At 70.2% G+C, this 21,373-nt stretch carries 16 protein-coding genes and 2 pseudogenes; 8 read left to right on the top strand and 10 right to left on the bottom strand.

Annotated features, from left to right (window positions below):
• Nucleotides 1-4 precede the first annotated feature (4 nt).
• Nucleotides 5-952 carry a hypothetical protein gene (locus HS104_31745; GenBank protein ID MBE7484527.1) on the top strand — a complete coding sequence of 316 codons (948 nt, stop codon included), beginning with the start codon at nucleotides 5-7 and terminating at the stop codon, nucleotides 950-952.
• A 38-nt stretch (nucleotides 953-990) separates the two neighbouring features.
• Here the strand turns inward: HS104_31745 and HS104_31740 are convergent, their stop codons facing one another.
• Together HS104_31740 and HS104_31735 are read right to left on the bottom strand one after the other, a co-directional pair.
• The gene (locus tag HS104_31740) at nucleotides 991-2,640 is read right to left on the bottom strand and encodes a hypothetical protein (GenBank protein ID MBE7484526.1); all 1,650 of its coding nucleotides are present in this window, start codon (nucleotides 2,638-2,640) and stop codon (nucleotides 991-993) included.
• Between the two features lie 168 nt (nucleotides 2,641-2,808).
• Nucleotides 2,809-3,642 carry a hypothetical protein gene (locus HS104_31735; protein ID MBE7484525.1) on the bottom strand — a complete coding sequence of 278 codons (834 nt, stop codon included), beginning with the start codon at nucleotides 3,640-3,642 and terminating at the stop codon, nucleotides 2,809-2,811.
• A gap of 421 nt (nucleotides 3,643-4,063) precedes the next feature.
• On the opposite strand from HS104_31735, the pseudogene HS104_31730 reads away from it, so the two are divergent.
• A pseudogene (locus HS104_31730) lies at nucleotides 4,064-4,138 on the top strand (peptidase).
• Between the two features lie 2,501 nt (nucleotides 4,139-6,639).
• On the opposite strand, the gene HS104_31725 reads toward HS104_31730, so the two are convergent.
• On the bottom strand, nucleotides 6,640-8,574 hold the full coding sequence (locus HS104_31725) for a mucoidy inhibitor MuiA family protein (protein ID MBE7484524.1): 1,935 nt from the start codon (nucleotides 8,572-8,574) through the stop codon (nucleotides 6,640-6,642).
• Between the two features lie 199 nt (nucleotides 8,575-8,773).
• On the opposite strand from HS104_31725, the gene HS104_31720 reads away from it, so the two are divergent.
• Nucleotides 8,774-10,405 (top strand): alpha-amylase, encoded by a 1,632-nt coding sequence (locus tag HS104_31720; protein ID MBE7484523.1) that lies wholly within the window; start codon nucleotides 8,774-8,776, stop codon nucleotides 10,403-10,405.
• A gap of 1 nt (nucleotide 10,406) precedes the next feature.
• On the opposite strand, the gene HS104_31715 is transcribed toward HS104_31720, so the two are convergent.
• Nucleotides 10,407-10,490 (bottom strand): MYXO-CTERM sorting domain-containing protein, encoded by an 84-nt coding sequence (locus HS104_31715; GenBank protein MBE7484522.1) that lies wholly within the window; start codon nucleotides 10,488-10,490, stop codon nucleotides 10,407-10,409.
• Nucleotides 10,491-10,754: 264 nt separating this feature from the next.
• Here HS104_31715 and HS104_31710 point away from each other — a divergent pair, with 264 nt between their 5' ends.
• Nucleotides 10,755-11,459, top strand: coding sequence for a hypothetical protein (locus tag HS104_31710; protein MBE7484521.1), 705 nt, complete (start codon nucleotides 10,755-10,757; stop codon nucleotides 11,457-11,459).
• Between the two features lie 348 nt (nucleotides 11,460-11,807).
• Here HS104_31710 and HS104_31705 read toward each other — a convergent pair whose 3' ends face one another.
• The 4 genes from HS104_31705 to HS104_31690 all read right to left on the bottom strand — a co-directional run bounded on the left by HS104_31705 (nucleotide 11,808) and on the right by HS104_31690 (nucleotide 14,621).
• Nucleotides 11,808-12,923: an NADH-quinone oxidoreductase subunit D gene (locus HS104_31705; GenBank protein ID MBE7484520.1), complete on the bottom strand. Its 1,116-nt coding sequence runs from the start codon at nucleotides 12,921-12,923 to the stop codon at nucleotides 11,808-11,810.
• 151 nt (nucleotides 12,924-13,074) lie between these two features.
• The gene (locus HS104_31700) at nucleotides 13,075-13,569 is read right to left on the bottom strand and encodes an NADH-quinone oxidoreductase subunit C (GenBank protein MBE7484519.1); all 495 of its coding nucleotides are present in this window, start codon (nucleotides 13,567-13,569) and stop codon (nucleotides 13,075-13,077) included.
• A gap of 3 nt (nucleotides 13,570-13,572) precedes the next feature.
• On the bottom strand, nucleotides 13,573-14,280 hold the full coding sequence (locus HS104_31695) for an NADH-quinone oxidoreductase subunit B (protein MBE7484518.1): 708 nt from the start codon (nucleotides 14,278-14,280) through the stop codon (nucleotides 13,573-13,575).
• Between the two features lie 41 nt (nucleotides 14,281-14,321).
• Nucleotides 14,322-14,621 carry an NADH-quinone oxidoreductase subunit A gene (locus HS104_31690; protein ID MBE7484517.1) on the bottom strand — a complete coding sequence of 100 codons (300 nt, stop codon included), beginning with the start codon at nucleotides 14,619-14,621 and terminating at the stop codon, nucleotides 14,322-14,324.
• A gap of 375 nt (nucleotides 14,622-14,996) precedes the next feature.
• On the opposite strand from HS104_31690, the gene HS104_31685 reads away from it, so the two are divergent.
• The 4 genes from HS104_31685 (at nucleotide 14,997) to HS104_31670 (ending at nucleotide 19,229) form a co-directional block, all read left to right on the top strand.
• A complete protein-coding gene (locus tag HS104_31685) occupies nucleotides 14,997-15,467 on the top strand; it encodes a hypothetical protein (GenBank protein ID MBE7484516.1) in 471 nt (156 codons plus the stop codon).
• Nucleotides 15,468-15,471: 4 nt separating this feature from the next.
• Nucleotides 15,472-15,876: a DUF393 domain-containing protein gene (locus tag HS104_31680; protein MBE7484515.1), complete on the top strand. Its 405-nt coding sequence runs from the start codon at nucleotides 15,472-15,474 to the stop codon at nucleotides 15,874-15,876.
• Nucleotides 15,873-16,652: a TetR/AcrR family transcriptional regulator gene (locus HS104_31675; protein MBE7484514.1), complete on the top strand. Its 780-nt coding sequence runs from the start codon at nucleotides 15,873-15,875 to the stop codon at nucleotides 16,650-16,652. Before HS104_31680 ends, HS104_31675 begins: the two co-directional genes overlap by 4 nt.
• A gap of 99 nt (nucleotides 16,653-16,751) precedes the next feature.
• Entirely contained in the window at nucleotides 16,752-19,229 is a 2,478-nt protein-coding gene (locus HS104_31670; GenBank protein ID MBE7484513.1) for a hypothetical protein, read from the top strand.
• Between the two features lie 255 nt (nucleotides 19,230-19,484).
• Here HS104_31670 and HS104_31665 read toward each other — a convergent pair whose 3' ends face one another.
• Both HS104_31665 and HS104_31660 read right to left on the bottom strand, forming a co-directional pair.
• Nucleotides 19,485-20,885 carry a hypothetical protein gene (locus HS104_31665; protein ID MBE7484512.1) on the bottom strand — a complete coding sequence of 467 codons (1,401 nt, stop codon included), beginning with the start codon at nucleotides 20,883-20,885 and terminating at the stop codon, nucleotides 19,485-19,487.
• A 179-nt stretch (nucleotides 20,886-21,064) separates the two neighbouring features.
• Nucleotides 21,065-21,295 (bottom strand): annotated as a pseudogene (locus HS104_31660) (hypothetical protein).
• Nucleotides 21,296-21,373 lie beyond the last annotated feature (78 nt).

Raw genomic sequence — 21,373 nt, 5'->3', positions numbered from 1 at the left:
CAGCATGAACCGCCCGGCCGCCGCCCTCTTCGCCTCGCTCGCGCTCTTCGGCTGCGACGAGCTGAACCCCGCGGACGAAGGCGCAAGCGGCGGCGAGGACGAGCTCGCTCTGTTCAGCGTCGCGCCCGACGTCGGCGCCTGCGCCGCGGGCGCGCTCACGCCGGAGTACCAAGCGCGCATCGTACAGCGCGTGAACCAAATCCGGCTCCACCACGAGCTGCCTCCCGTCGCCATCTCCCAGGGCCGAGCTCCCGCGGCTCAGGCGGCAGCGCTCGTCGCGGTGGCCAACGCCAAGCTGTCGCACAGCCCCTCGCCCGGCGCGTTCTGCTACAGCGCGGAGGCCGCCGAGGCGAGCAGCGAGAGCCTCCTGTTCCTGTCCGCCGGCAACCAGGTGGGCAACGTCCGGGACCCGGACCGCTTCCTGGGCGACTGGCTGCGCGACGCAAACGTCGCGAGCCTGGGCCACCGCCGCTGGCTACTCGATCCGTTCGTGGCCGAGGTCGCGTTCGGCTTCGTGCAGGGCGAGCCGAAGGTGGACTTCCCCTACTCGCCGGTGGTGGGCGCGGCGCTCCACGTCGTGGACGACCAGGACACCGACCTGTCTTGGTGGCCGAACGACTTCGTCGCCTACCCGTTCGGGCTCTACCCGGCCGGCTTCGTCGATCGAGACTGGCTGTTCTCGTTCTCCGTGGTCGCGGACAAGAGCCAGCGCCTCGGGAGCGCCAACAAGGTCTCCTTCGCAAGCGCCACGGTGGAGGTGAAGGACGAGTCCGGTGCCGCGCTCGCAGTGAGCGGCGTGTCCGGCGCGTACGATCTGATCGGGCTGCCGAACGTGCTGACCTGGCGCGCCGACGGCGTCGCCCACGGCGAGCTTTACACCGTGCGCGTCGGCGGCGTCAGCGTGGACGGCGTGGCGCGCGACTTCGAGTACGAGTTCCTCTTGGTGCCCTGACGGCGAGCGACGATGTCGCCCGCAGTATCGAGGCTGCGTCACTTCCGAAGAACGGGTCCGAGGCGGCTCGCCAGCGCATCCATCGCCGCGTTGTACCCGTAGGAGCTGCTCGCGGAGGCGTCGGCCGACTTCGGACAGATCGACGCGACGACCGCCTGGTCACCGATGTCGCGGAGCACCTGGATGTGTCGCGTCCCGGGGTAGGCCTTGGCGTAGCGCTGCTGCGAGGAGTACGTGCCGTTCGCGGTCTGGCACAGCGGCTTCTTCGCGCTGTCCACCCCCGTAGTGTCCGAGCAGTCGCAGCTCGGGTCGCCCGACTTGCAGTCGCGCGGCTGGCTAAGCGGGAAGATGCACGCGTACTGGAGCTCGGCCTGATCCGTGTTCCACTCGTGTCCGTTGATGGCGTTCGCCATCGGGCCAGCGCCCGGGCCCGCCACGGCGAGCTGCGTCGCCGGGTTGACCCCCGAGCGAGGCGCGGTCGATTCGATCATGAGCGGGTCGTCGGGCTGGTCCGTGAGGTTCCAGGTCTTGCAGATCGGCCGCGGCTTGGGCAGCTCCGCCGGGTCCACCTGCTCGAGGCAGGACGGCACGAGCCACGCCCAGCGCCCGAGCGCTCCGAGCTCCGATGCGGTGAGCAGGGTGAGAGCGTTCGGGTCGTTCAGCGACTCCGCCGTTGCCAGGTTCTGCCACGGAACGCCCACGATGCCGGTCAAGAACACCAGTCTTGGGTCCCGCCCTTCGCTGAAGAGTGGGTTGGGGACGCGCTCGCTCGCGCACTCGGCTTCGTTCGTCCACGTCGGACACAGGGTCGGCTGCGTCAGCGCCTCCGCGTACCTCCTGGTCGGATACAGAAAGTCCATGCCGAAGCGCCGTTTCTGCTGCCAGCAGCGCACGTTCGCGTGGTCGCCGAGGTCGTCCCACATCCCCTTCTGACACTCCGGATCCGCCGCGAGGCTGCCGCAGCCGGGCGGCGGCGCGGACTCGGCGTTGGCGCACGAACGACAGCAGGGTCCGTCGGGAGCCGTCGCGCAGTCGCTCGTCGAGCGGGGCAAATGGAAGAGTGCGCCGCTCTCGGTGGTCACTTGCGCGGCGATCCAGTTCGTGCCGCCGTCTACGATGGAGCAGTCGTTCTCGTCGCTCAGCATCACGATGGCGACTGCCGAGTCCGGCCGGAGGAAGTCCTTGCGTTGCTGGAGCAGGATGTTGTCGACGCCCTTGGGCACGGCGACGCTGGAGACGCGCACGACGGACGCCGGGGGCGATGGATCGATCAGAAAGCGGTACCAGGCTTCGAGAGAGGCCTCGAAGCCGCAGCCCTCTTCACCCGCGGCTTGAATGTGATCGGTGAGGTCGGCGATCAGCGCTCCGAGGTTGGTCTCGCCTCCCCCCTTCTGGGCCGGGTCCCACCAGAGAAACCCCAAGGACTGATGGCTGGCGATGCCCTCGCGAACGCTCGGCAAGAGGTGTGCGCCGTCGAATTGGGTCGGATTGGTGTGCTCGAGATCGGTCGCCGTCGGACTGCAGGTGTCCGCGCCGTGACCGCCGAGGCTCGACGTGATGACACCGATGTGCAGATCGCGAACGGGCGTCGCTCCAGCCGGAGGGTTCACCAGTCGGTGCACGAGCCTGGGCACGGAGCTCCGGAGCAAGGCCTGCTTGTCGGCCATGGACAGCGAATTGTCGATCATCAAGAGCAGATCTGTCGGTGACGACGGCCGCGCCGGGTCCAGCGTCGGCGCCGGCAACGCCGCCGGTCCCTCCCGCCGGCCCGTCGGCGCTCTCCCCACATCCGATCAGCGCCAGCGCCGAGAGGAAGGCCACGCCGAGCCATCGCACCCCGCGCCGGGTCGTGGGCGTCATGGGCAAGCGCACCCCTTGAGTGACGCACACTGTCGCACCGATTCGGCCACCTGCTGCTGTGGGCCACCCCACCCGCCGTGCAGGTCGATCACGCTCTTGCAGGTCGAGTCCGTGTAGCAGTCCGTGCACTTCGTCTTCAACATGCAGTCCGCGATCTTCTCGCAGCCCGCGTAGTAGAGGCACTTCTGGAACTCGGTTCCGCAGGTGCTGCAGAGGCAGGTCCGGCATGCGTCCACAGGCTTCGCGCACTGGTTCTCGACGCAGACTTGGTCGTTCTGCTGGAGCCCGCACGGTCCCGAGGGCGTCACGCAGCACGACGGCGCGTTCAGCGGGGGGCACTTGGTCGGATCGCACGCCGCGCCACCGCCGGAGCCTCCCGTTGCCGCAGCGCCCCCGCTCGCCGCGCCGCCGACCCCCGACGTACCGCCGCCGCTGGTCGTCGTACCGCCGGAGCCTCCCGCCGCTCCGCTGCCGCCGGCCCCTCCTCCGCCGCTCGGGATGCAGCTACCGCAACCGAGCTTCACGACCTGGGTCGCGCACACCTCGTCCCACTGCGCCTGGCAGCAGAAGGGGTCGTTCGCGCAGACGCATTGGGCGATCAGCGGATCCTTGCAGCCCGCACCAGGGTGCGCGGAACAGCAGCTTCCCGTCGAGCCTCCGGAGCCGGCGTCGGCGAGGCTGCCTCCCGTGCCGGCACCGACGTCCGAGCCGGCGTCCGGCGCGCCCTGGATCGACGAGGCGTCCACCTCTCCGCCACAGCTGGACGGGCCGAGCGCCAGACAACCGAGAGTGACGACGAGGACCGCTCTCGGTGCACGCGGGGTTGGCATCGGACACCTTCAGGCTATGCGGGATCTCCGAGCTCTCGCCATGGTCAATTGTTTCGTTCCCTCGCGGCGGAACGACCCGCGCCACCGCTCGCGCGTACTCGACCGTCAACGGAGCGCCGGCCCGTCGCCGGTGGCGCGGCGCCCCGACTCGCTGAGCTCGCAGTCACGCCGGCTCGGTCTCCGCCTCCGCGAGAGCGCCAGCAACGCGAGCGCGATGCCGGCGAGCGCGCTCGGAGCCGAGCTGCCCGAGCGCTCGGTCCGGCATCCGCATCCGCCGTCGTCGCCGCTCGACGCCTGCTTGCCCGCGCCGCCGTCCACGCCGGCGTCCTTGCCTCCGGTGCCGCCGCCACCCACCGCCGCGTCCGGCGCGCCGCCCCCGGTCCCGCCCGCGCCTCCCGAACCGGCGGCGCCCGCGCTTCCGCCGCTGCCCGCGGCACCGGCGGCACCCGCAGCACCGGCAGCGCCCGCGGCGCCCGCGGCGCCCGCGGCGCCGTCGATCCCAGCGTCGCCCACCGCCGTGCAGGCCCCCGCGGTGCACACGCCCAGGGAGCACGCCGTGCCATCCGCCTTCGGCTGCGCGGTGCACTGCCCGTTGGCGGTATTGCACGTGCCGACGTCGTGACACTCGTTCGCCGCCGGGCATGCAACGCCGCCGCCGGTGCAGACGCTCCCCACGCAGGTGTCGGTGGGGGTGCAGGGGTTGCCGTCGTTGCACGATGCGCCGTTGGTAGCGGTGTGCGTGCACCCCGTGGTCGGGTTGCAGCCGTCGTTGGTGCAGGCGTTGGAGTCCTGACAGTCGAGGCCCGCGCCCGCCTGGCAGGCGCCGTTGGAGCAGGTGTCGCTCACCGTACACACGTCGCCGTCGCTGCACGCCGTCCCGTTCGCGACCGGCGTGTGCGTGCAGGCCTGCGTCGTCGTGTCGCAGGAGTCCGCTGTGCACGGGTTGTTGTCGTTGCAGTCCTTGCCGGCGGTGGCGGTGCACGTGCCCGACTGGCACGCGCTGGCCGTGGAGCAGTCGTTGCCGTCGTCGCAAATCGTCCCGTTGGCAACCGCGACGTTCGAGCAACCCGTGGCCGCCGCGCACGAGTCGGTCGTGCACGGATTGTTGTCGTCGCAGCTCAGCGCAGCGCCGGCCGTGCACGCTCCCGCGCTGCACGAGTCGCCCTGCGTACAGGCGTTGCCGTCGGAGCACGCCGTACCGTTGGCGACCGGGACGGACGCGCAGCCCGTGGCGGCGGCGCACGAGTCGGTCGTGCAGGCGTTGCCGTCGTCGCAGTCGAGAGCGGTGCCGGAGGTGCAGGCTCCAGACTGGCACGTCTCCGCACCATTGCAGGCGTTGCCGTCGGAGCAGGGCGTCCCGTTCACGACGTTCGTCGTCGTACAGTTGCCCGTCGTCGAATCGCATGCGTCCACGGTGCAAGGGTTGCCGTCGTTGCAGGCGACCGGGGTCCCGCCCCCGCACACGCCGCCTGTGCAGGTCTCCGCGCCATCGCACAGATCGGTGTCCGCGCAGGAGGTGCCGTCGGGCGCTGTCGCCGTCTGGCAACCCGAGGTCGGGTCGCAGGAGTCGGTGGTGCAGGGGTTGCCGTCGCTGCAATTGAGCGGCGTCCCGGCGCTGCACGTGCCGGCCTGGCAGGTCTCCGCTCCGTTGCAGACGGTGCCGTCCGCGCACGAGGTCCCGTCGGAGACGTTCGTCGTCGTGCAGCCCGTGCTCGGATTGCACGCGTCCGTGGTGCAGGGGTTGCCGTCGTTGCAGGTGATGGCCGGGTTGCTGCAAGTCCCGCCGCTGCACACGTCGCTCGTGCAGGCGCTGCCGTCGCTACAGCTCGCGCAAGCACCGCCGCCGCTGCCGCAGGCGCTGGCGCTGTTCCCGGAGGTGCAGACACCCGCGCCGTTGCAGCAGTTGGCTCCCGTGCAGCAGCTCGCCGACGAGCCGCAACAAGTCCCGGGATCCGAGCCGTCGCTGCAGGCCGCCCCGGCGTTGCCGGCGGGGTGCTGGCAAGTGAGGTTGACCCCGTCGCACAGATCCAGCGTGCAGGCGTTGCCGTCGTCGGAGCACGGCGTTCCGTTCGGCTCGCCGCCGTCGGTGGGGCACGCCGCGCCGCTGCCCGCGCAGGTCTCGGCGACGTCGCACTCGGCGGCGGACTTGGCGCGACACACCGTGCCGGCGGCGTAGGTCAGGCACGCGCCCATGCCGTCGCAGAGGCCGGTGGTGCCGCAGCTCGCCGCACCCTGATCGACGCACGAGCACGAGAGGGCGGTGAGCGAGAAGTCGTCGATGGCGAGACCGTTGTCGCTGCCGGTCACGTCCGCGTCGCGCCAGCGGATCCAGAGCTTGGCTGCCGGCGCCAGGCTCAGACCGGAGATCGACCCGGAGACCGCGACCCGGTTCGCCGCGGCGTTGCCATCGAGCGCCCCGGTGGTGGCGTTGATCGGCCCGACGAAGTCCAGCGCGGTGACGGCGGTCCAGGTGCCCGTGGTGAGGCTGGTCGCGTCGAGGCTGTACTCGAAGCTCAGCTTGTCCGCTGCCGCCGTTCCGCCGGCCCGCCACTGCTCGCCGTTGAACTGGATTTCGACGATCCCGAGCGTGGAGGTGGTGTCGTTGACGAAGGAGGCGCCGAGCGTCGACTGAACGGACCCGCTCGAGAGCGCACCGAAAGCGCGCTCGCTCGAGCTGGCGCTGCCGAAGCTGTAGGTGTCTCCGGTGGCGCTCGAGCCCGTGCCCGCCGTGTAGGTGGTGTTCGCGTTCGAGCCGGCCTCGGAGAAGGCCCAGCCCGCCGGAACCGCCGACGACGTCCCCGTGCTGGCGAGCGTGTCGAAGCTCTGGGTGACCGCGGTGCCGACGGCGCTGATCGACACCTGGGCGCGCGCGGGCCCTACCGCCAGGAAGACCGCGGCCAGCGCGGTGAGCGAGACGAGCCAGTGCCGAAGTCGAGTCTCCACGATGGCCTCCGTTGGTCGGATCAGACCAGAGGCGTCGGTGGAAGCCAAGCGACGCTAGAACGCCTTCTCGAGCTGCTCGATGTCCTGCCTGATGTCGTAGGCCTTGCGCGGAGATGGGAGCGCCGGACTGCCGGGACGCGCCGCAGCGGGGCTCGCTTCGGCGGCTTCCCTGCGCTTCGCCTCCAGCACCAGCGTCGGCGGGTACTCGATCTGGTACTGGATCTCGAACTTGCGCTTCTCCTTCGGCTGCAAGGTCAGCGGCCAGCGCAGGATGCCCTTGGAGTCGGGCTTCACCTCGGGCGCGATCTTGACTCCGCTGACCACGACGTCCCGGTCCTCGGACACCGGGATGCGATCGGCGAGCTTCAGCGACATGACCTTGGAGGACAGGTTCTCGACCGTGACGACGAAGGCCAGCTGCATCTGAGTGCGCTGCTTGCGGACCAGCGCGCTGCGCCGCTTGTCCAGGACCCGGGAGAGCTTGAGCTGGTCCGCCACGCTCAGGAACACGGCGAACTGCTCGCCGTCCGCGACGAAGTCGAGGTTGGTCATGCCCAGAAACGCGCCTCCCTGGTAGAGGGCCACGTTTCCCGGCAGGAGCGACTGGCCGCTGTCGTTGAGGAGCTCGAGGGTCTGAGCCGCGTTCAGGGACTGCTCCGGCGCGGCCACCAAGGACTTCTGGGCCTTCAGGCTCGCGCGACCGAGCGGGACCCGCACCGAGCGGCCGTCCGCGCGCACCTTGGTCGCGCTCATCGCCTTGAACTGCGTCGTCGTCCCGCGCTGCTGCAAGCTCTGGAAGATCTGCACCGTCTTGGCCTGCACCACCTGGAGGTACTCGAAGTTCGTCTGATAGCTCTCCTCGAACGTGCTGCTCCGTTCGGCGCTCTGGACTCGCTTGTTCCAAAGACGATTCTGGCCCTTGAACGCGGCCTCGGCGCGCCTGAAGGACGCCGAGTGGCGCTCGATGCTCTGGGTCCTCGCGTGGCTCTCACCCAGGGTCAGCGCCTCGAGCTCGGGGATGCGGACCGCGGCGCTGGACGACTGCGTGGAGAAGGTGAGCTCCGCGTCGTCCCAGTCCTCGCCGCTGGCCTGGGTGACGACGGCGAACGAGGTGAGCTCGACCGACGTCGGCTCAGCGCCGCCGGTGCGAAGCTCGTGGGAGGCCTCCCAGGTCGCCCCGGGGAGCATGTAGCTGAGCTGGAGCTGGCCAGCGCTCGAGGCCGTGCCCTGCACGGTGACGAAGACGTTCGTCTCCTCGAGCTGGGTCAGGCCGCGGAGCTCTTCCAGGCGACGCTTGCTGGCCTCGACGGCGGGAGCGAGCTTGGCTCGTTCGGCTTGGACCGCGCGTCGCCCCTTGGCGATCTCGCGCAGCTTCTTGCCGATGTACTCCACCACGGCCGCGTAGGTCCCGACTCCGACGCTGCCGGTCGGCTCGACCTGAGCTGCAGGCCTGGCATCGCCGCCGGTCACGTCCTTGCTCAGCTTGGCGAGCGAGAACGCCTTGATGTCCTCGACCTGCTTGGACTGGGCCTCGAGCACCGCGAGCTCGTCGTCGAGCGCGAGCAGCCGGTCGGCCAAGGCCCGGGCATCGGACTCGGCCTTGCGATAGCTTCGCTCGGTGGCCTTGGCCAGGTAGCTCCTGCCGACGCGCACGTCCACGATGCGTCCGGCGGAGATCGCGGCGCGCACGGAGCCGTCGTCCACCCAACCGGGGAGGTGCTTGAAGGCGTACACGGTCGGTGCCGCCGTGACCTTGACCGCCGCCTCCCGGGACACGAGCGCTCGATCCGAGTAGACCGTCACCTTCCGGATCGTGGACGAGACGGGCACGGCGTTGGGGTCGTCGTCCGGAAACACCAGGCTCGCCTGGGGGACGGATGGGTCGACGCTGCCTGGGCCGCTCGGCGTAGCGGGGGGCTTCGCGGATGGAGCCTGCTGAGCGCACCCGGTCGCGACCCACAGCCATGTCCCGAGGCAGAGCCAAGCCAATTGCCGAATGCTTCGCGTCGACATCGTCACTCCTGGGCCGCGCATGGAGGTCCGCGGCACGAGCGCCAAGCTCGCGCACGCCTCCCGTATACGGACGGGAGGTTCTCGGGATCTGAGCTGACCGACAATTTCCGAGCAGGTGCGTCGCGCCGGCACGAGCCATCCCCGCCCAGTGTCGAGGAGAGGTACGATGTCGATGGTGAAGAAGCTCCACGCGACCCTGGGTTTGTGCCTGTCCCTGTTCGGCTGCGGCGACGACTCCGAGCCGGAGCCCGCTGCTTTCCCCGAGAAGGACTGGCCCGCCGAGGCGGCCAGCTTGCTCGACGGCGACGACTGGTACCGGCACGCCGTCTTCTACGAGATCTACGTGCGCTCGTTCCAGGACTCGGACGGTGACGGCATCGGCGACATCAAAGGCCTCACCTCGCGCCTGGACTACCTGAAGGAGCTCGGTGTGGACGCGATCTGGCTCATGCCGATCATGCCCACGGCGTTCAAGGACTCCGGCTACGACGTCTCGAACTACCAGGACGTGAACCCCGAGTACGGCACCCTCGCGGACTTCGAGGCGCTGCTCGCCGCCGCGCACGAGCGAAAGATGCGCGTGATCATGGACCTGGTCTTGAACCACACCAGCGACCAACACGCCTGGTTCACCGAGTCGCGCAGCAGCAAGACGAACCCCAAGGCGGACTGGTACGTCTGGTCGGACACGCCGAGCGATCCGAACATCGGCTGCGGCACGGCGTCCGCGGTGTTCGGCAGCTCCGCCTGGCAGCTCGACTCGACCCGAGGCCAGTACTACTACCACCGCTTCTATCCCGAGCAGCCGGATCTGAACTACCGGAACCCGGAGGTGGTGGACGCCACCCTCGACGTGGCGCGCTTCTGGCTCGCCAAGGGCGTGGACGGCTTCCGCTGCGACGTCATCGGCCTGCTCTACGAGTCGGCGAAGGAGTGCGATCTCATCCCCGAGACGCGGGACTACGTGAAGAAGCTCCGCAAGGTCGTGGACGAGTATCCAGGTCGAGTGATCGTGGCGGAGCCGTCGAACCTCACGGACGCCACCGGTTACCTCGGCAACGGCAGCGACATGTTCCACATGGCCTTCCATTTCGGCTTCGGCTACTTCTGGACCTTCCCGTTCGGCAGCCAGAACGCCACCGCCATCGTGGACACGTTCCAGAAGTCGCTCAACGGCTTCCCGCCCGGCGCGCAGGACGGCCTGGTCATCGGCTCTCACGACGTACCCCGGGCCTTCAGCGCCGCCCAGGGCGACGACACGCGACACCAGCGCGCGGCGCTGATTCAGCTCACCGCGAAGGGCACACCCTTCATCTACTATGGCGAGGAGCTGGCGCTGCGCCCGGGCAGCCAGCAGGTCGTCGATCTGCGGGACGCCGCGCGCACGCCGATGCTGTGGGACGGCAGCCCCGGGCACGGCTTCACTACCGGCAAGCCCTGGATCGCCTTCGGTGCGGAGGCGGACAGCTTCAACCTGGAGGTCGAGAAGGACGCTCCGGACTCGATGTACGCGTTCTACCGCTCGCTGCTCGAGCTCCGGCGCGGCCGCGCCGTCTGGGGCACCGGCGAGATGGAGGTCCTGGACACCGGGACCAACTCGGTGTTCGCGCTCTATCGCCACGACGACTTCATGGCCTACGTCGCCGGCGTGAACATGAGCGAGGAGGATCAAGTCGCCGAGCTCGCGCGCCCCGGCCTGGGCCAGCGCGCCGAGCGCGTCGCCGGTCAGGGCAAGCTCGCGCTCGGCGCGGGCGGCGGCAAGCTCTCGCTGCCCGCGAAGAGCGCGGCGATCTTCCGCGTAAAGTAGCTCAGCGCCGCCGGCGGAAGAGACCCGCCAACGCGAGCGCGACCAGCGCGAACGCGCCGGGCGAGGTCGGCGTCGTGCCCGGCACCGCGCAGCCGCAACCACCGTCGTCGCCCGAGCCCGAGCCCTTGCTGCCGCCGACGCCCGCGTCGGCCTTCGTGCCGCCGAAGCCGCCGAACGACGCGCCACCGGTGGCCGCCCCGCCGGTACCCGCGCCGCTGCTGCGCCGCTCGCGCCGCCCGTGCCTGCTGCGCCCGCGCTGCCCGCCGCGCCGCCACTGCCGGCCGCGCCACCGCTGCTGGCTGCGCCGCCAGTGCCGCCTGTCGCGCCACCGCTGCCGGCTGCACCGCCCGTGCCGCCCGTCGCGCCGCCCGTGCCGCCGGTGCCTCCGGTGGCTGCATCGCCAGCCGCATCCGTCGTCGCGTCGCCGGCAGCGTCCGTCGCGGCGTCGGTCGTCGCGTCGCCGGCAGCGTCCGTCGCGGCGTCGGTCGTCGCGTCGCCGGCAGCGTCCGTCGCGGCGTCGGTCGTCGCGTCGCTCCCGGCGTCGCTGGCCGCGTCCGTGTTCACGTCGCTGGTCGCGTCCTGGGCGGCTTCGCTCGCCGCGTCGCCGGGCGCGTCAGGATTGACGTCGCTGGTGGCGTCCGCGGCAGCCTCGTTGCCCGCATCCGTGCCCGCTTCCGCGTCCGCTCCGGCGTCGGTTGCGCAGTTGAGCGCGGTCCCTGCGCCGGAGATGGCGACGTCCTGGAGCACCCATGCCCCGTTGCACCAGGTATTGACCATGTCGGGCGAGGCGTTGTCCTCGGTCAGCAGGCTCACCGTCGCCGCTGCCCCGCCGTCCGGCAGACAATCCGAGGCACCTTCGTACGTGGCGTGTAGCGACACGCTGCCGTTGCCGGCCACGAAGCTGAGGTGGTCTGGCGCCCCGTTCTGGAGCCACCCCGCGGCGCCCGCACTGACGTTCACGTCGCAGACGCCACCGGTGATCTGCGTCGAGTCGCAGATCACGATGATGCCGTCGTTCGGGATCGCGACGCTCGCGAGGTTGATGGTGTTGTAGGTGCCGCAATCGCTGTCGCTGACCAGGCGGATGCTGGACAGCCCGCAAGCGCCCAGCGTTGTCGCGCTCGAACCCGCGTTCGTCACGCGAAGCTCGATGAACTCCCCGGTGTCGGTGCCGGGTGTGTCGTAATTGAAGCGCACCCACTCCACCGTGCAGCCGCCTGCGCTGGCAACCTGGATCGCGCCCGCAGCTGGTTGCACCGGCTCCTGCTGCTCCGTCGCCCCCTCCCCCGAGCACGCCTGTGCGGCGGCGACCCCCACGATCAGAGCGATGGAAGCGAGACCCTTCGACTTGATGCTGCGCATGCCCCGTACTTTCGCGGACACGCGCGGGCGGGGTCAAGCGTTAGCGGTCCACTTCACCCATGATCGGATCGAGACTGCCGAGAATCGCGATGGCGTCGCTCACGCTGTGTCCCGGCAACACGTAGGGCAAGCAGGACGAAGCGTGCAGGCTAGGCGGCCGGATCTTCAGGCGATACGGGCTCGTGCCCTTGTTGGCGCCGCCGCCGATCACCCAGGTGCCGAGCTCGCCCCGCGGGCTCTCGAGCGCCGCGTAGGCTTGTCCGCCGGCGCTGCGCTCTTGCAGCACGATCTTGATGGGCTTGTGGCCGCAGATGGGACCCTCTGGAACACCATCGATCAGCTCGCGCACGATGCGGATGCTCTCGGCGATCTCGCGGATGCGCACCAGCGTCCGGGCCTGGCAGTCGCCGGCCTTCTCGGTCTGCACGCGCACCTCGATCTCGTCGTAGGCGTGGTAGGGCGCGTCGCGGCGCATGTCGTAGTCCACGCCGGCGGCGCGCATCAGCGGGCCCGTGATGCCGAGCTCCATGCACAGCTCGCCGTCGAGCACACCCACGCCACGCGAGCGCTTCACGAAGATCGCGTTGTGGGTCATCAGCTCTTCGTATTCGCCGACGCGCGACTCGATGACCGCGAGCGCCTGCTTCACCTGCGCGGCCCAACCCTCGGGGATGTCATGGCGGTTCCCGCCCACGGTGTGCGTGTTGTAGTGGAAGCGGCAGCCCGTCAGCATCTCGAACAGGTCGAGGATCAGCTCGCGCTCGCGGAAGCAGTGCAGGAACACCGTGGAGCCGCCGCCCAGCGCGCCACCCAGGTCGAGGGCGAAGGTCCCGAGCCAGAGCAGGTGGCTGGCGATGCGCTGGAGCTCGGCGACCAGGGTGCGGATGTAGCGCGCCCGCCGCGGGACCTCCGCGCCCAGCAGCGCCTCGAAGGCCATGTTGATGGCCTGCTCGTTCATCATCGGCGACACGTAGTCGTTCTTGTCCACGATGGGGGTGATCTGCGTGAACGCGAGCTTCTCACACAGCTTCTCGACGCCGCGGTGCAGGTAGCCGGCGTAGGGCACCGCCTTCACGATCAGCTCACCGTCGAGGTACAGCTTGACGCGGAACACGCCGTGCGTGCTCGGGTGCTGCGGCCCCAGGTTCAGGATCATCAGATCCGCCTCGGGGTCGTAGTCCTCGATGTTCAGGTACGGGTCGCCGCGCTGGATCGGCGCGGCGGCATCGGGCAGGAGCCAGGCGGGGCCGGGCTTCGCCTTCTTGACCGGCTTGTCGGGGGTGGGATCGACGCTCAGCTCCATCGCGTCACCTCCAGGGAGAGCACGCCGTGTCGATGGCGTAGTCCTTGCGCAGCGGGTGCCCCTCCCAGTCGTCGGGCATCATCAGGCGGCGTAGATCCGGGTGGTTCTCGAACCGTACGCCGACCAGATCGTACTGCTCCCGCTCCTGCCAGTCGGCGCCGGCGAAGAGCGGCACCAGCGACTCGATGCCCTCACCCACGGCGAGCTTGCAGCGCCACGTCGCCACGGGCGCGCCCTTCACCGGCTTGCGCAGCACGGTGGCCACCTCGAAGTGCTCCGGCTGCTCCGGGCCGGTCTTGCTGGCGGCCTGGGGCAGGTAGTGCGTGGCGACCACGGTCACGTAGATGCGGTAGCCGAGCTCTTTCAGCTGCTTGGCCAGCTCGAAGTGGCGCGCGCGATCCACGACGGGCGGCGCGTCGGCGGGGAAGTCCGTGACGCCGAACGAGTCGGCGAGGAGCTTGTCGAATTCTTCGTTCTTGGCGACGCCCTTCGCGGTCACGCGCTACTCCTTCTTCGTCTCGACCACCGGGGGCTGCTTCAGCTCCGCCAGCTTCGCCGCGAGCGCTTCGCCGTCCTTCGAGCGGCGCAGCGCGGCGAGGTTCATCTGCGTGCCGTGGCCCAGGCTGCCGGCGCTCGCGGTCTGAAGCCGGCTGAGCTCCTCGGGACGGCTCGGGTCGTCCAGGCGCGGCAGGCTGGGGCGGCGCATGTGCTCCGGCGTCGGCGGGCGCTCCGCGGCCTCCCGGGGCTTGCCGGCGCGGAAGTCCATGATCTTCTGCTGCAGGCGCAGCAGGCCGTGCATCAGCTCCTCCGGGTTCGGCGGGCAGCCCGGCACGTACACGTCCACCGGCAGGAAGGTGTCGATGCCCGGCACGACCGAGTAGATGTCGCGGTAGAAGTCGCCGCTGATCGCGCAGGAGCCCATGGCGATGCACCACTTGGGCTCCGGCATCTGGTCCCAGAGCTTCTTCACCCGCGGCGCCATCTTCACCGTGATGGTGCCGGCCACGACCATGATGTCGCTCTGGCGCGGCGTGCCGCGCACGATGGTCCCCATGCGGTCGAGATCGACGCGGCTGGCGGCGGCGGCCATGAACTCGATGCCGCAGCAGCTGGTGGCCATGGGGAAGATCCACAGCGAGTTGGAGGCGCCCCAGGTCAGGAGCTTGTCCACGGTCGTCGTGGCGACGTCCAGCCCGGGCATCCGAGCCATGAAGTCGTAGAGCGGGTGCTCGAACGCGCGGTGGTCTTCTTTCAGTGCCAATCGAGCGCACCCTTCTTGAGCGCGTACAGCCAACCCAGCATCAGGATGCCGATGAACACCAGCATGTCGATGATGGCGATGAGCCCGAGCTTGCCGACGCTGATGGCCCACGGAAACAGGAACGCCGCCTCCACGTCGAACAGGACGAAGACCAGAGCGACCACGTAGTAGCGCGGGTGGAACTTGAGCCACGCGGGACCCTCTGGCTCCTCACCGCACTCGTAGGTGTCCCGCTTGAGCGGCGACTCGACGCGCGCGCGCACCGAGAGCACGCGCGCGATCACGAGCATGCTCCCGCCGACGATGGCGGACAGGACTAGGAAGGCCAGCGCGGCGGCCCAGTGATTCACGGCGTTCTCCGGCGAAAACCTGACGCAACGGCAGCTTGCGTCGAGGCCCCCTTCTAACACGCCTCCCCCCCACCTGGCCGCGGATCGGAGCCACCAGCATCGACCGCCAAGACGCCGGAAGGAACGCCAAGCAGAGAGCGTGCCCTTCAGAGTCGGAGAAACCAAAGATTCGTTTTTCTTTTTGCACTCTTGGCGCTCCTGGCGCTCTTGGCGTCTTCGCGGTTTTCTGGCACGTCGGAGGGCTTGACGTTTTGTTGAACGTGTTCACAATCTGAACATGTTCAAGAACGGGCCGGCGGCCCGAGAAAGGCACCCATGACCCCCCAGGACCCAGCCACCGCCCTCACCACCGTGTACGCCGTCTACAGCGTGGTCAGCATCGGCCTCACCATCTGGCTCGCGCGCACGCTGTTCAAGAACGGTGCGGTGTTCCTGCGCGACGTGTTCAAGGACTCACCGGATCTGGCTCAGGCGGTGAACCGCCTGCTCGTGGTCGGCTTCTACTTGATGAACCTCGGCTACGCCTGCCTGCTGCTCCGGGCGGATCGGCCGGAGAGCGGAGTCGCCGCGGTCGAGATCCTGGCGCAGAAGCTCGGCTGGCTGCTGCTGTCGCTCGGGTTCATGCATTTCTTCAACATGTACCTGTTCCACCGCATCCGCCGGCGCGCCAAGCTCGCCGAGCTGCCGCCGCCCGTGCCCTACCAGTGGCGCGTCGACTACACGCCGGCCGCCGCCGCGGCCCACGCCAGCCAGGCCTACGCCACCAGCGGCGGCGCCAGCGGGTGAGGACATGCGAACGCTGACCATCCTCTACGACGCCGGCTGCGACCTGTGCTTGCACTGCAAGGACTGGCTCGGGACGCAGCCGAGCTTCGTGCCGCTCGAGCTCCTGCCCTGCGACTCGGAGGAGGCTCGCCGGCGCTTCGGGCAAGTCCCCTTTCGAGGCGGCCAGCTCTGCGTCATCGCCGACGACGGCCGCGTCTGGGCGGGCGCGCCCGCGTTCGTGATGTGCCTGTGGGCGCTCCGTGACTATCGGGAGTGGGCCGAACGCATCTCCACCCCCGCCCTGGCCCCGCTGGCCGAGCGCTTCTTCCGCACCGTCTCCGCCGAGCGCCGCCGGGTCGGTGCGCTCTTTTCACACCGCCCCTGCGCGTCGGATAGTTGCGAGCTGGGAGCCCGAGGACCGTACCGGTGAAACGCAAGAAGAAGTCGGAGTCCACCCGCGAGCGCATCCTGGAGACGGCGCTGGGCAAGTTCCGAAAACGCGGCTTCGACGCCACGACCATGCGGGAGATCGCCGAGGCCGCGGGCACTTCGCTCGGGTCGGCCTACTACTACTTCCCGTCCAAAGAAGCGCTCGTGCTCGCCCACTGGGAGACGCAGATGGATGAGCACGAGCGCCGCGCTCGTGACGTCTTCGCGCGCTCGGGTGATCTGGGCGAGCGCTTGCGCGCCGTCTTCCACGTGCGCCTGGATCTGATGAAGCACGACCGCAAGCTCCTGACCGGGCTGTTCCGGACCATCGGCGATCCGAGCTCGACCGTGTCGGTGTTCTCGCGCGAGACGGGATCGCTCAGAGCGCGAGGCATCGGCATCCTGCGCGAAGCGCTCTCGATTCCGGAGGTCGCCGAAGATCTCCGGGACCAGGCCGCGCTGGGGCTCTGGGTGCTGATGCTGGGAATGGTGTTGTACTTCGTGCACGACGAGTCTCCCGGACAAACCCGGACGCGTGCCCTCGCGGACGGCGCGCTCGACACGCTGACTCCGCTCCTGCCGTGGCTGGCCGCCCCAGTCGCGGAGCCGCTCCGGAACCGGTTGGTCGCGTTGCTGGCGGACGCCGGGCTCTGGCCCCCGTCCGCGCTGGCACCGGAAGTCTCGGAACGAGGCGCTCTGCCCCATCGACAGCGGCCTGGCACTGGGGTAGTTCGCCGTGCGACCGTAGGGAAGACTCGGCGTCGACCCGCGGTATGAGGACCCGGCCCGGTGTGCCCGCCCCGCGGGCAGGCACGCCAAGACACTCGACCTCAGCGAGGGTTGGGGCGGGAATTTCTTCCAATAGGAGAGAAGACGATGAAGATGAACAGACTGCGCAATGTGGCCTTCGCGGCCGCAGCGCTCGCCGGCCTCGCGGCCGCACCGCTCGCCGGTTGCGGCAGCGACAGCGGAAGCTCGAGCGGCTTCGGCGGCACCGGCGCCAAGGACGGCGGCCCCGGCGGCGTCGGCGGCGGGACCGGAGGCTCCGGCAACACCGGCGGCAGCGTCGGCGGCAGCGGCGGAACCGGTGGAGGCACCCAGTGCCCCGGCGCCACGCTCTGCGACGGCCAGTGCGTCCAGACCGACTACGACCCCAACAACTGCGGCTCTTGCGGGACCAAGTGCGCGACCGGCGAGCTCTGCTCGGCGGGTCAGTGCGCCGGGCAGTGCAAGGGCGGCACCACCGAGTGCAGCAACAAGTGCGTCGACACCCAGATCGACCCCCAGAACTGCGGCGCCTGCGGCACCGCCTGCGCCACCGGCCAGGTCTGCTCCGCCGGCCAGTGCGCCTCGAGCTGCCTGGGCGGCAGCACGGAGTGCAGCGGCAAGTGCGTCGACACCCAGATCGACCCCGCCAACTGCGGCGCATGCGGCACCGCGTGCACCACGGGACAGGTCTGCTCCGCCGGCCAGTGCGCCTCGCAGTGCCTCGGTGGCACGGTGCTGTGCGGCAACAAGTGCGTCGACACCCAGATCGACCCCGCCAACTGCGGCGCCTGCGGCACCGCGTGCCAGAGCGGTGAGGTCTGCTCGACCGGCACCTGCGGTCTGACCTGCTCCGGCGGCACCACCAAGTGCGGCACGGTGTGCGTCGACACCAACACCGACTCGGCCAACTGCGGCACCTGCGGCACCGCCTGCACCGGCGGCCAGGTCTGCTCGAACGGCACCTGCAGCTTGCAGTGCTCGGGCGGCGCCACCAAGTGCGGCAACACCTGCGTCGACACCAACACCGACCCGGGCAACTGCGGCGGTTGCGGCAACGCCTGCCCGACCGGCCAGGTCTGCTCCGGCGGGACCTGCAGCTTGCAGTGCTCCGGCGGCACCACCAAGTGCGGCAACACCTGCGTCGACACCAAGACCGACGGCGCCAACTGCGGCACCTGCGGCACCGTGTGCGGCTCCGGGCAGGTCTGCAACAACGGCGCCTGCGCCAGCGTGTGCGGCAGCGGCCTGACCAAGTGCGGCAACTTCTGCGTCAACACCCAGACCGACGGCGCCAACTGCGGCAGCTGCGGCAACGCCTGTGCTCCCGGCGCCACCTGCGTGACTGGCACCTGCCAGCAGTGCAACAGCGCCACCACGGACTGCGACGGCGACGGCTGGCTCGTCTCCGAGGGTGACTGCTGCGACAAGCCGGGCACCTGCGGCAGCGAGCCGCAGTACGTGAACCCCGGCGCAGTCGAGGTGGTCGGAAACGGCATCGACGACAACTGCAACGCCAAGGTCGATCTCTTCGACCAGGAGGACGCGCTGCCCTGCGACCAGGCCCTGACGTCGAACTCCTCGACCCCGGGCGACTACGCCAAGGCCATGGGGATCTGCCGGACCACGACCGAGAACCCGGCCAAGAACCAGAAGACCTGGGGCCTCATCACCGCGGAGATCCTGCGCGCCGACGGCTCGGCGCTCGGCGACGCCCGCGCCCGCTCGATCCGGCCGAAGTTCGGCACCAACAACGTGCCGATCGAGGGTGGCTCGATGGCGGTGTTCTCCAGCGGCATCGCCGCCGACGGCACCCAGACCAACCCCGGCCCGAACGGTGGCGCGCCGAGCGGCGGCAACGTCAGCACGACGCACGCCCCGGCGAGCACCGTGAACATCTCGACCTGCACGGACGCCCGCTGCATCAAGGACTGGTTCACCACGGCGAACCTGCCGCTCAAGGCCGCCAACGCCCTGCCGGTGGCGCCGAACTGCGGCTCCGGCACCTCGGGCAGCCCGGCGACGCCGAACGACTCGGTGATGTTGCGCCTGCGCCTGCGCGCGCCGACCAACGCTCGGGCTTTCTCGTTCAACTCCTACTTCCTCAGCGCGGAGTACCCCGAGTACGTCTGCACGAACTTCAACGATCAGGTCATCGCGCTGGTGGACACGCCGAGCGGTACGCCTTCGCCCATCGCCAACCCGGTGGACAAGAACCTGATGACGTACCTGGACAGCACCGCCAAGAAGTGGCCGATTGGCATCAACATCGCGGCGGGCACCAGCCTGTTCGCGGTGTGCGAGACCCAGACCTCGAACCCGGGCTGCTGGGACACCAGCGTGAACGCCAGCTCTTGCCAGGCGGGCATCAGCAGCCTGCTCGGCACGGGCTTCGACAAGCAGGGTGGAACCGGCTGCACCATCGGTGGCGGCACCTACTGGCTGACCACCGCGGGCAACGTCATCCCGGGCCAGATCGTCGAGCTCCGCATCGTGGTCTGGGACGTGGGCGACAGCGCCTTCGACTCGGCGACGCTGCTCGACGGCTTCAAGTGGCTGTCGAACGCCACGCTACCGGGCACCGGCTGATCGCCAGCTGACCCACGCGCGCGCCGCGGGTGCCCTCGGGCATCCGCGGCGTTCGTGTTTTCAGACTCGGGTTTCGCCCTTGCGTGCCCCGCGCCTGTCGGCCAGCCGCGCGCTCTTCGGCGCCCTCGTCAAGACGATCTCCGGAAACGTTCGGCGACAAATCCCACCCGACGCCGGGGAGGCGCCGGCCGCGCCGGCACTCTCGTGGGTCGATGCCTCAGTGGCAGCCCGCGATCTGCTCCAGCTGGAGTAGTGTCACGGCGCGCCGAAGCAGTCGAAGCGCGCGAGGTTCACCCTGCCGCCTTGACCCGCGTTCTTCGGCGGCCCCTGCCAGGCCACCACCAGACTGTGGCCCCCGGGCGCGCCGATGACCGAGAGCGGCCCGCCGAACTGGGGCTCGAGCGTGAGCCCGCCGACTGGCGCACCCAGCGGGTCGAACATGCTGAGCACGAGGTCCGGAGGGTTGCCCGCCGGGTCGTTGCCCCAGGCGACCACCAGCCGGTCGCCCAGCGCGGCGGCGTCGAACTCCAGCGGAAAGTCGCCGGAGCCGGAGACGTCCACGGGACCGAGCAGGCTGCCGCCGAAGCCCTCGACGCGCACCCACTCGATGGGCGCGACCAGACCGCCGCTGGCGACGCGGTACACCACGTAGGCGCCGTCCGGGTGCGGCGCCGCCGCGATGTGCATGAGCGGTGCGCCCGCGTTCAGCGAGGTCAGGAACGTGACCGTGCCGTCGAAGCCGACGCGCGCGAAGTCGAGGCGAACCGGCGGTCCCGGATCTTGCTGGCCGCAGCCGAGCTTCGGTGCGTTCATGCCGTTCGCGTACGCGACCAGCCAGCCGTCCGCGAAGGCCACCGCGTCTGCCACGGCGCCGAAAGAAGCGCAGCCGAGCGTGCTGGTCTGGGTGACGAAGCCGGACTTCACGACATGGACGAAGAGCGAGGTGTCGTCCCGCGTCCCGGCGAGGTGGCGGCCGTCGCTGCCGCGCGCCACGAACGCGGGGGTCGAGCCCAGCAGCGTGACCGTGGGCCCGGCGCTCGAGGCCTTGGCGTCCACCATGGGCGCGAGGCTTGCGACCGCGCTGCTACCGGCTTGATGCGCGACGAGCAGCGCCAGCTCGCCGCCGAAGCCGGCGCCCGCGCGGAACTTCGTCGAGAGCTGCGGGCTGGCGAAGGTCTCGTAGGAGGGCGCGAGCATTCCGCCGTTCGGCCAGTCGAGCCAGGGCGAGAGCGTCGCGTGCGCGAGCTTGCGGAAGGCGCTCGGTGACTCGACGGGCTCGCGCACGAAGGCCACGCTGACCTGCGAGTCGTCGTCGCTCGAGAACACCAGCTCCGGCAGCTGATCGTGCTCGCTGGCGGAGTGCTGGACCTCGACGAGCGGCTCGACCTGGAACAAGCCCGCGCACTCCGTAGCGCCACCGAAGCCCGCGACTCCGCCGGCGCCACCTCCGCCGAAGCCGCCGCCGCCGAAGCCGCCGCCGCCGAAACCACCGCCGCCGAAGCCACCGCCGCCGAAGGCGCCAACCCCCGCGGTAGCACCGCTACCCGCGCCGCCGCCGGAGCTCGCGCCCGGCTCGAGCAGCGCCGAGCGCGAACCGCAGGCCGACACGCAGAGCGCGAGCGCTACTGCACCTTGCAGGTGCCGCCGCTCCCGCACACCGCCACCTTGCCCTGACACGGGTCCTTCAAGCAGGTCACTGTGGTGCCACCGCACTTCGGGTCTGCCTCTCCGGGCTGGAGCGCAAAGCACACGCAAGGGTCGCTGGCGCAATACGAGGAGAAGAGCTTGCAGTCGGTGTCGAAGGTGCACTTCGAGTTGCCGCCGTCGGGCTTGCCGCCGCCGCTGCCGCCGGATGCCGCGTCGCTGCCCGCGTCGCTGCCTCCGGTGCCCGCGTCGGTCCCACCGCTGCCCGCGCTGCCGCCGCTGCCCGCGCTGCCGCCGCCGCTACCGGCGCTGCCCGCGCTGCCGCCGCCGCTGCCCGCGCTGCCGCCGCCGCTACCGGCGCTGCCACCGCCGCTACCCGCGCTGCCACCGCCGCTGCCGGCGGAGCCGGCGGCGCCGCCGCTGCTCTGCCCCCCGGTCCCTCCCCCGTCGTCGTCGTCTTCGCCGCAAGCAGACAGGGAAATCAGAGCCAGAATCGCGAT

This window comes from Polyangiaceae bacterium, assembly GCA_015075635.1.
In the GTDB taxonomy this organism is placed as follows: Bacteria; Myxococcota_A; Polyangia; order Polyangiales; family Polyangiaceae; genus JADJKB01.
This window is presented reverse-complemented; position numbering and strand designations above follow the sequence as displayed.

Coding starts and splice junctions, on each gene's coding strand:
- HS104_31745 (MBE7484527.1), top strand. CDS start 5: ATGAACCGCCCGGCCGCCGCCCTCTTCGCCTCGCTCGCGCTCTTCGGC.
- HS104_31740 (MBE7484526.1), bottom strand. CDS start 2,640: ATGATCGACAATTCGCTGTCCATGGCCGACAAGCAGGCCTTGCTCCGG.
- HS104_31735 (MBE7484525.1), bottom strand. CDS start 3,642: ATGCCAACCCCGCGTGCACCGAGAGCGGTCCTCGTCGTCACTCTCGGT.
- HS104_31705 (MBE7484520.1), bottom strand. CDS start 12,923: ATGATCCTGAACCTGGGGCCGCAGCACCCGAGCACGCACGGCGTGTTC.
- HS104_31695 (MBE7484518.1), bottom strand. CDS start 14,280: ATGGCTCGGATGCCCGGGCTGGACGTCGCCACGACGACCGTGGACAAG.
- HS104_31690 (MBE7484517.1), bottom strand. CDS start 14,621: ATGCTCGTGATCGCGCGCGTGCTCTCGGTGCGCGCGCGCGTCGAGTCG.
- HS104_31685 (MBE7484516.1), top strand. CDS start 14,997: ATGACCCCCCAGGACCCAGCCACCGCCCTCACCACCGTGTACGCCGTC.
- HS104_31680 (MBE7484515.1), top strand. CDS start 15,472: ATGCGAACGCTGACCATCCTCTACGACGCCGGCTGCGACCTGTGCTTG.
- HS104_31670 (MBE7484513.1), top strand. CDS start 16,752: ATGAAGATGAACAGACTGCGCAATGTGGCCTTCGCGGCCGCAGCGCTC.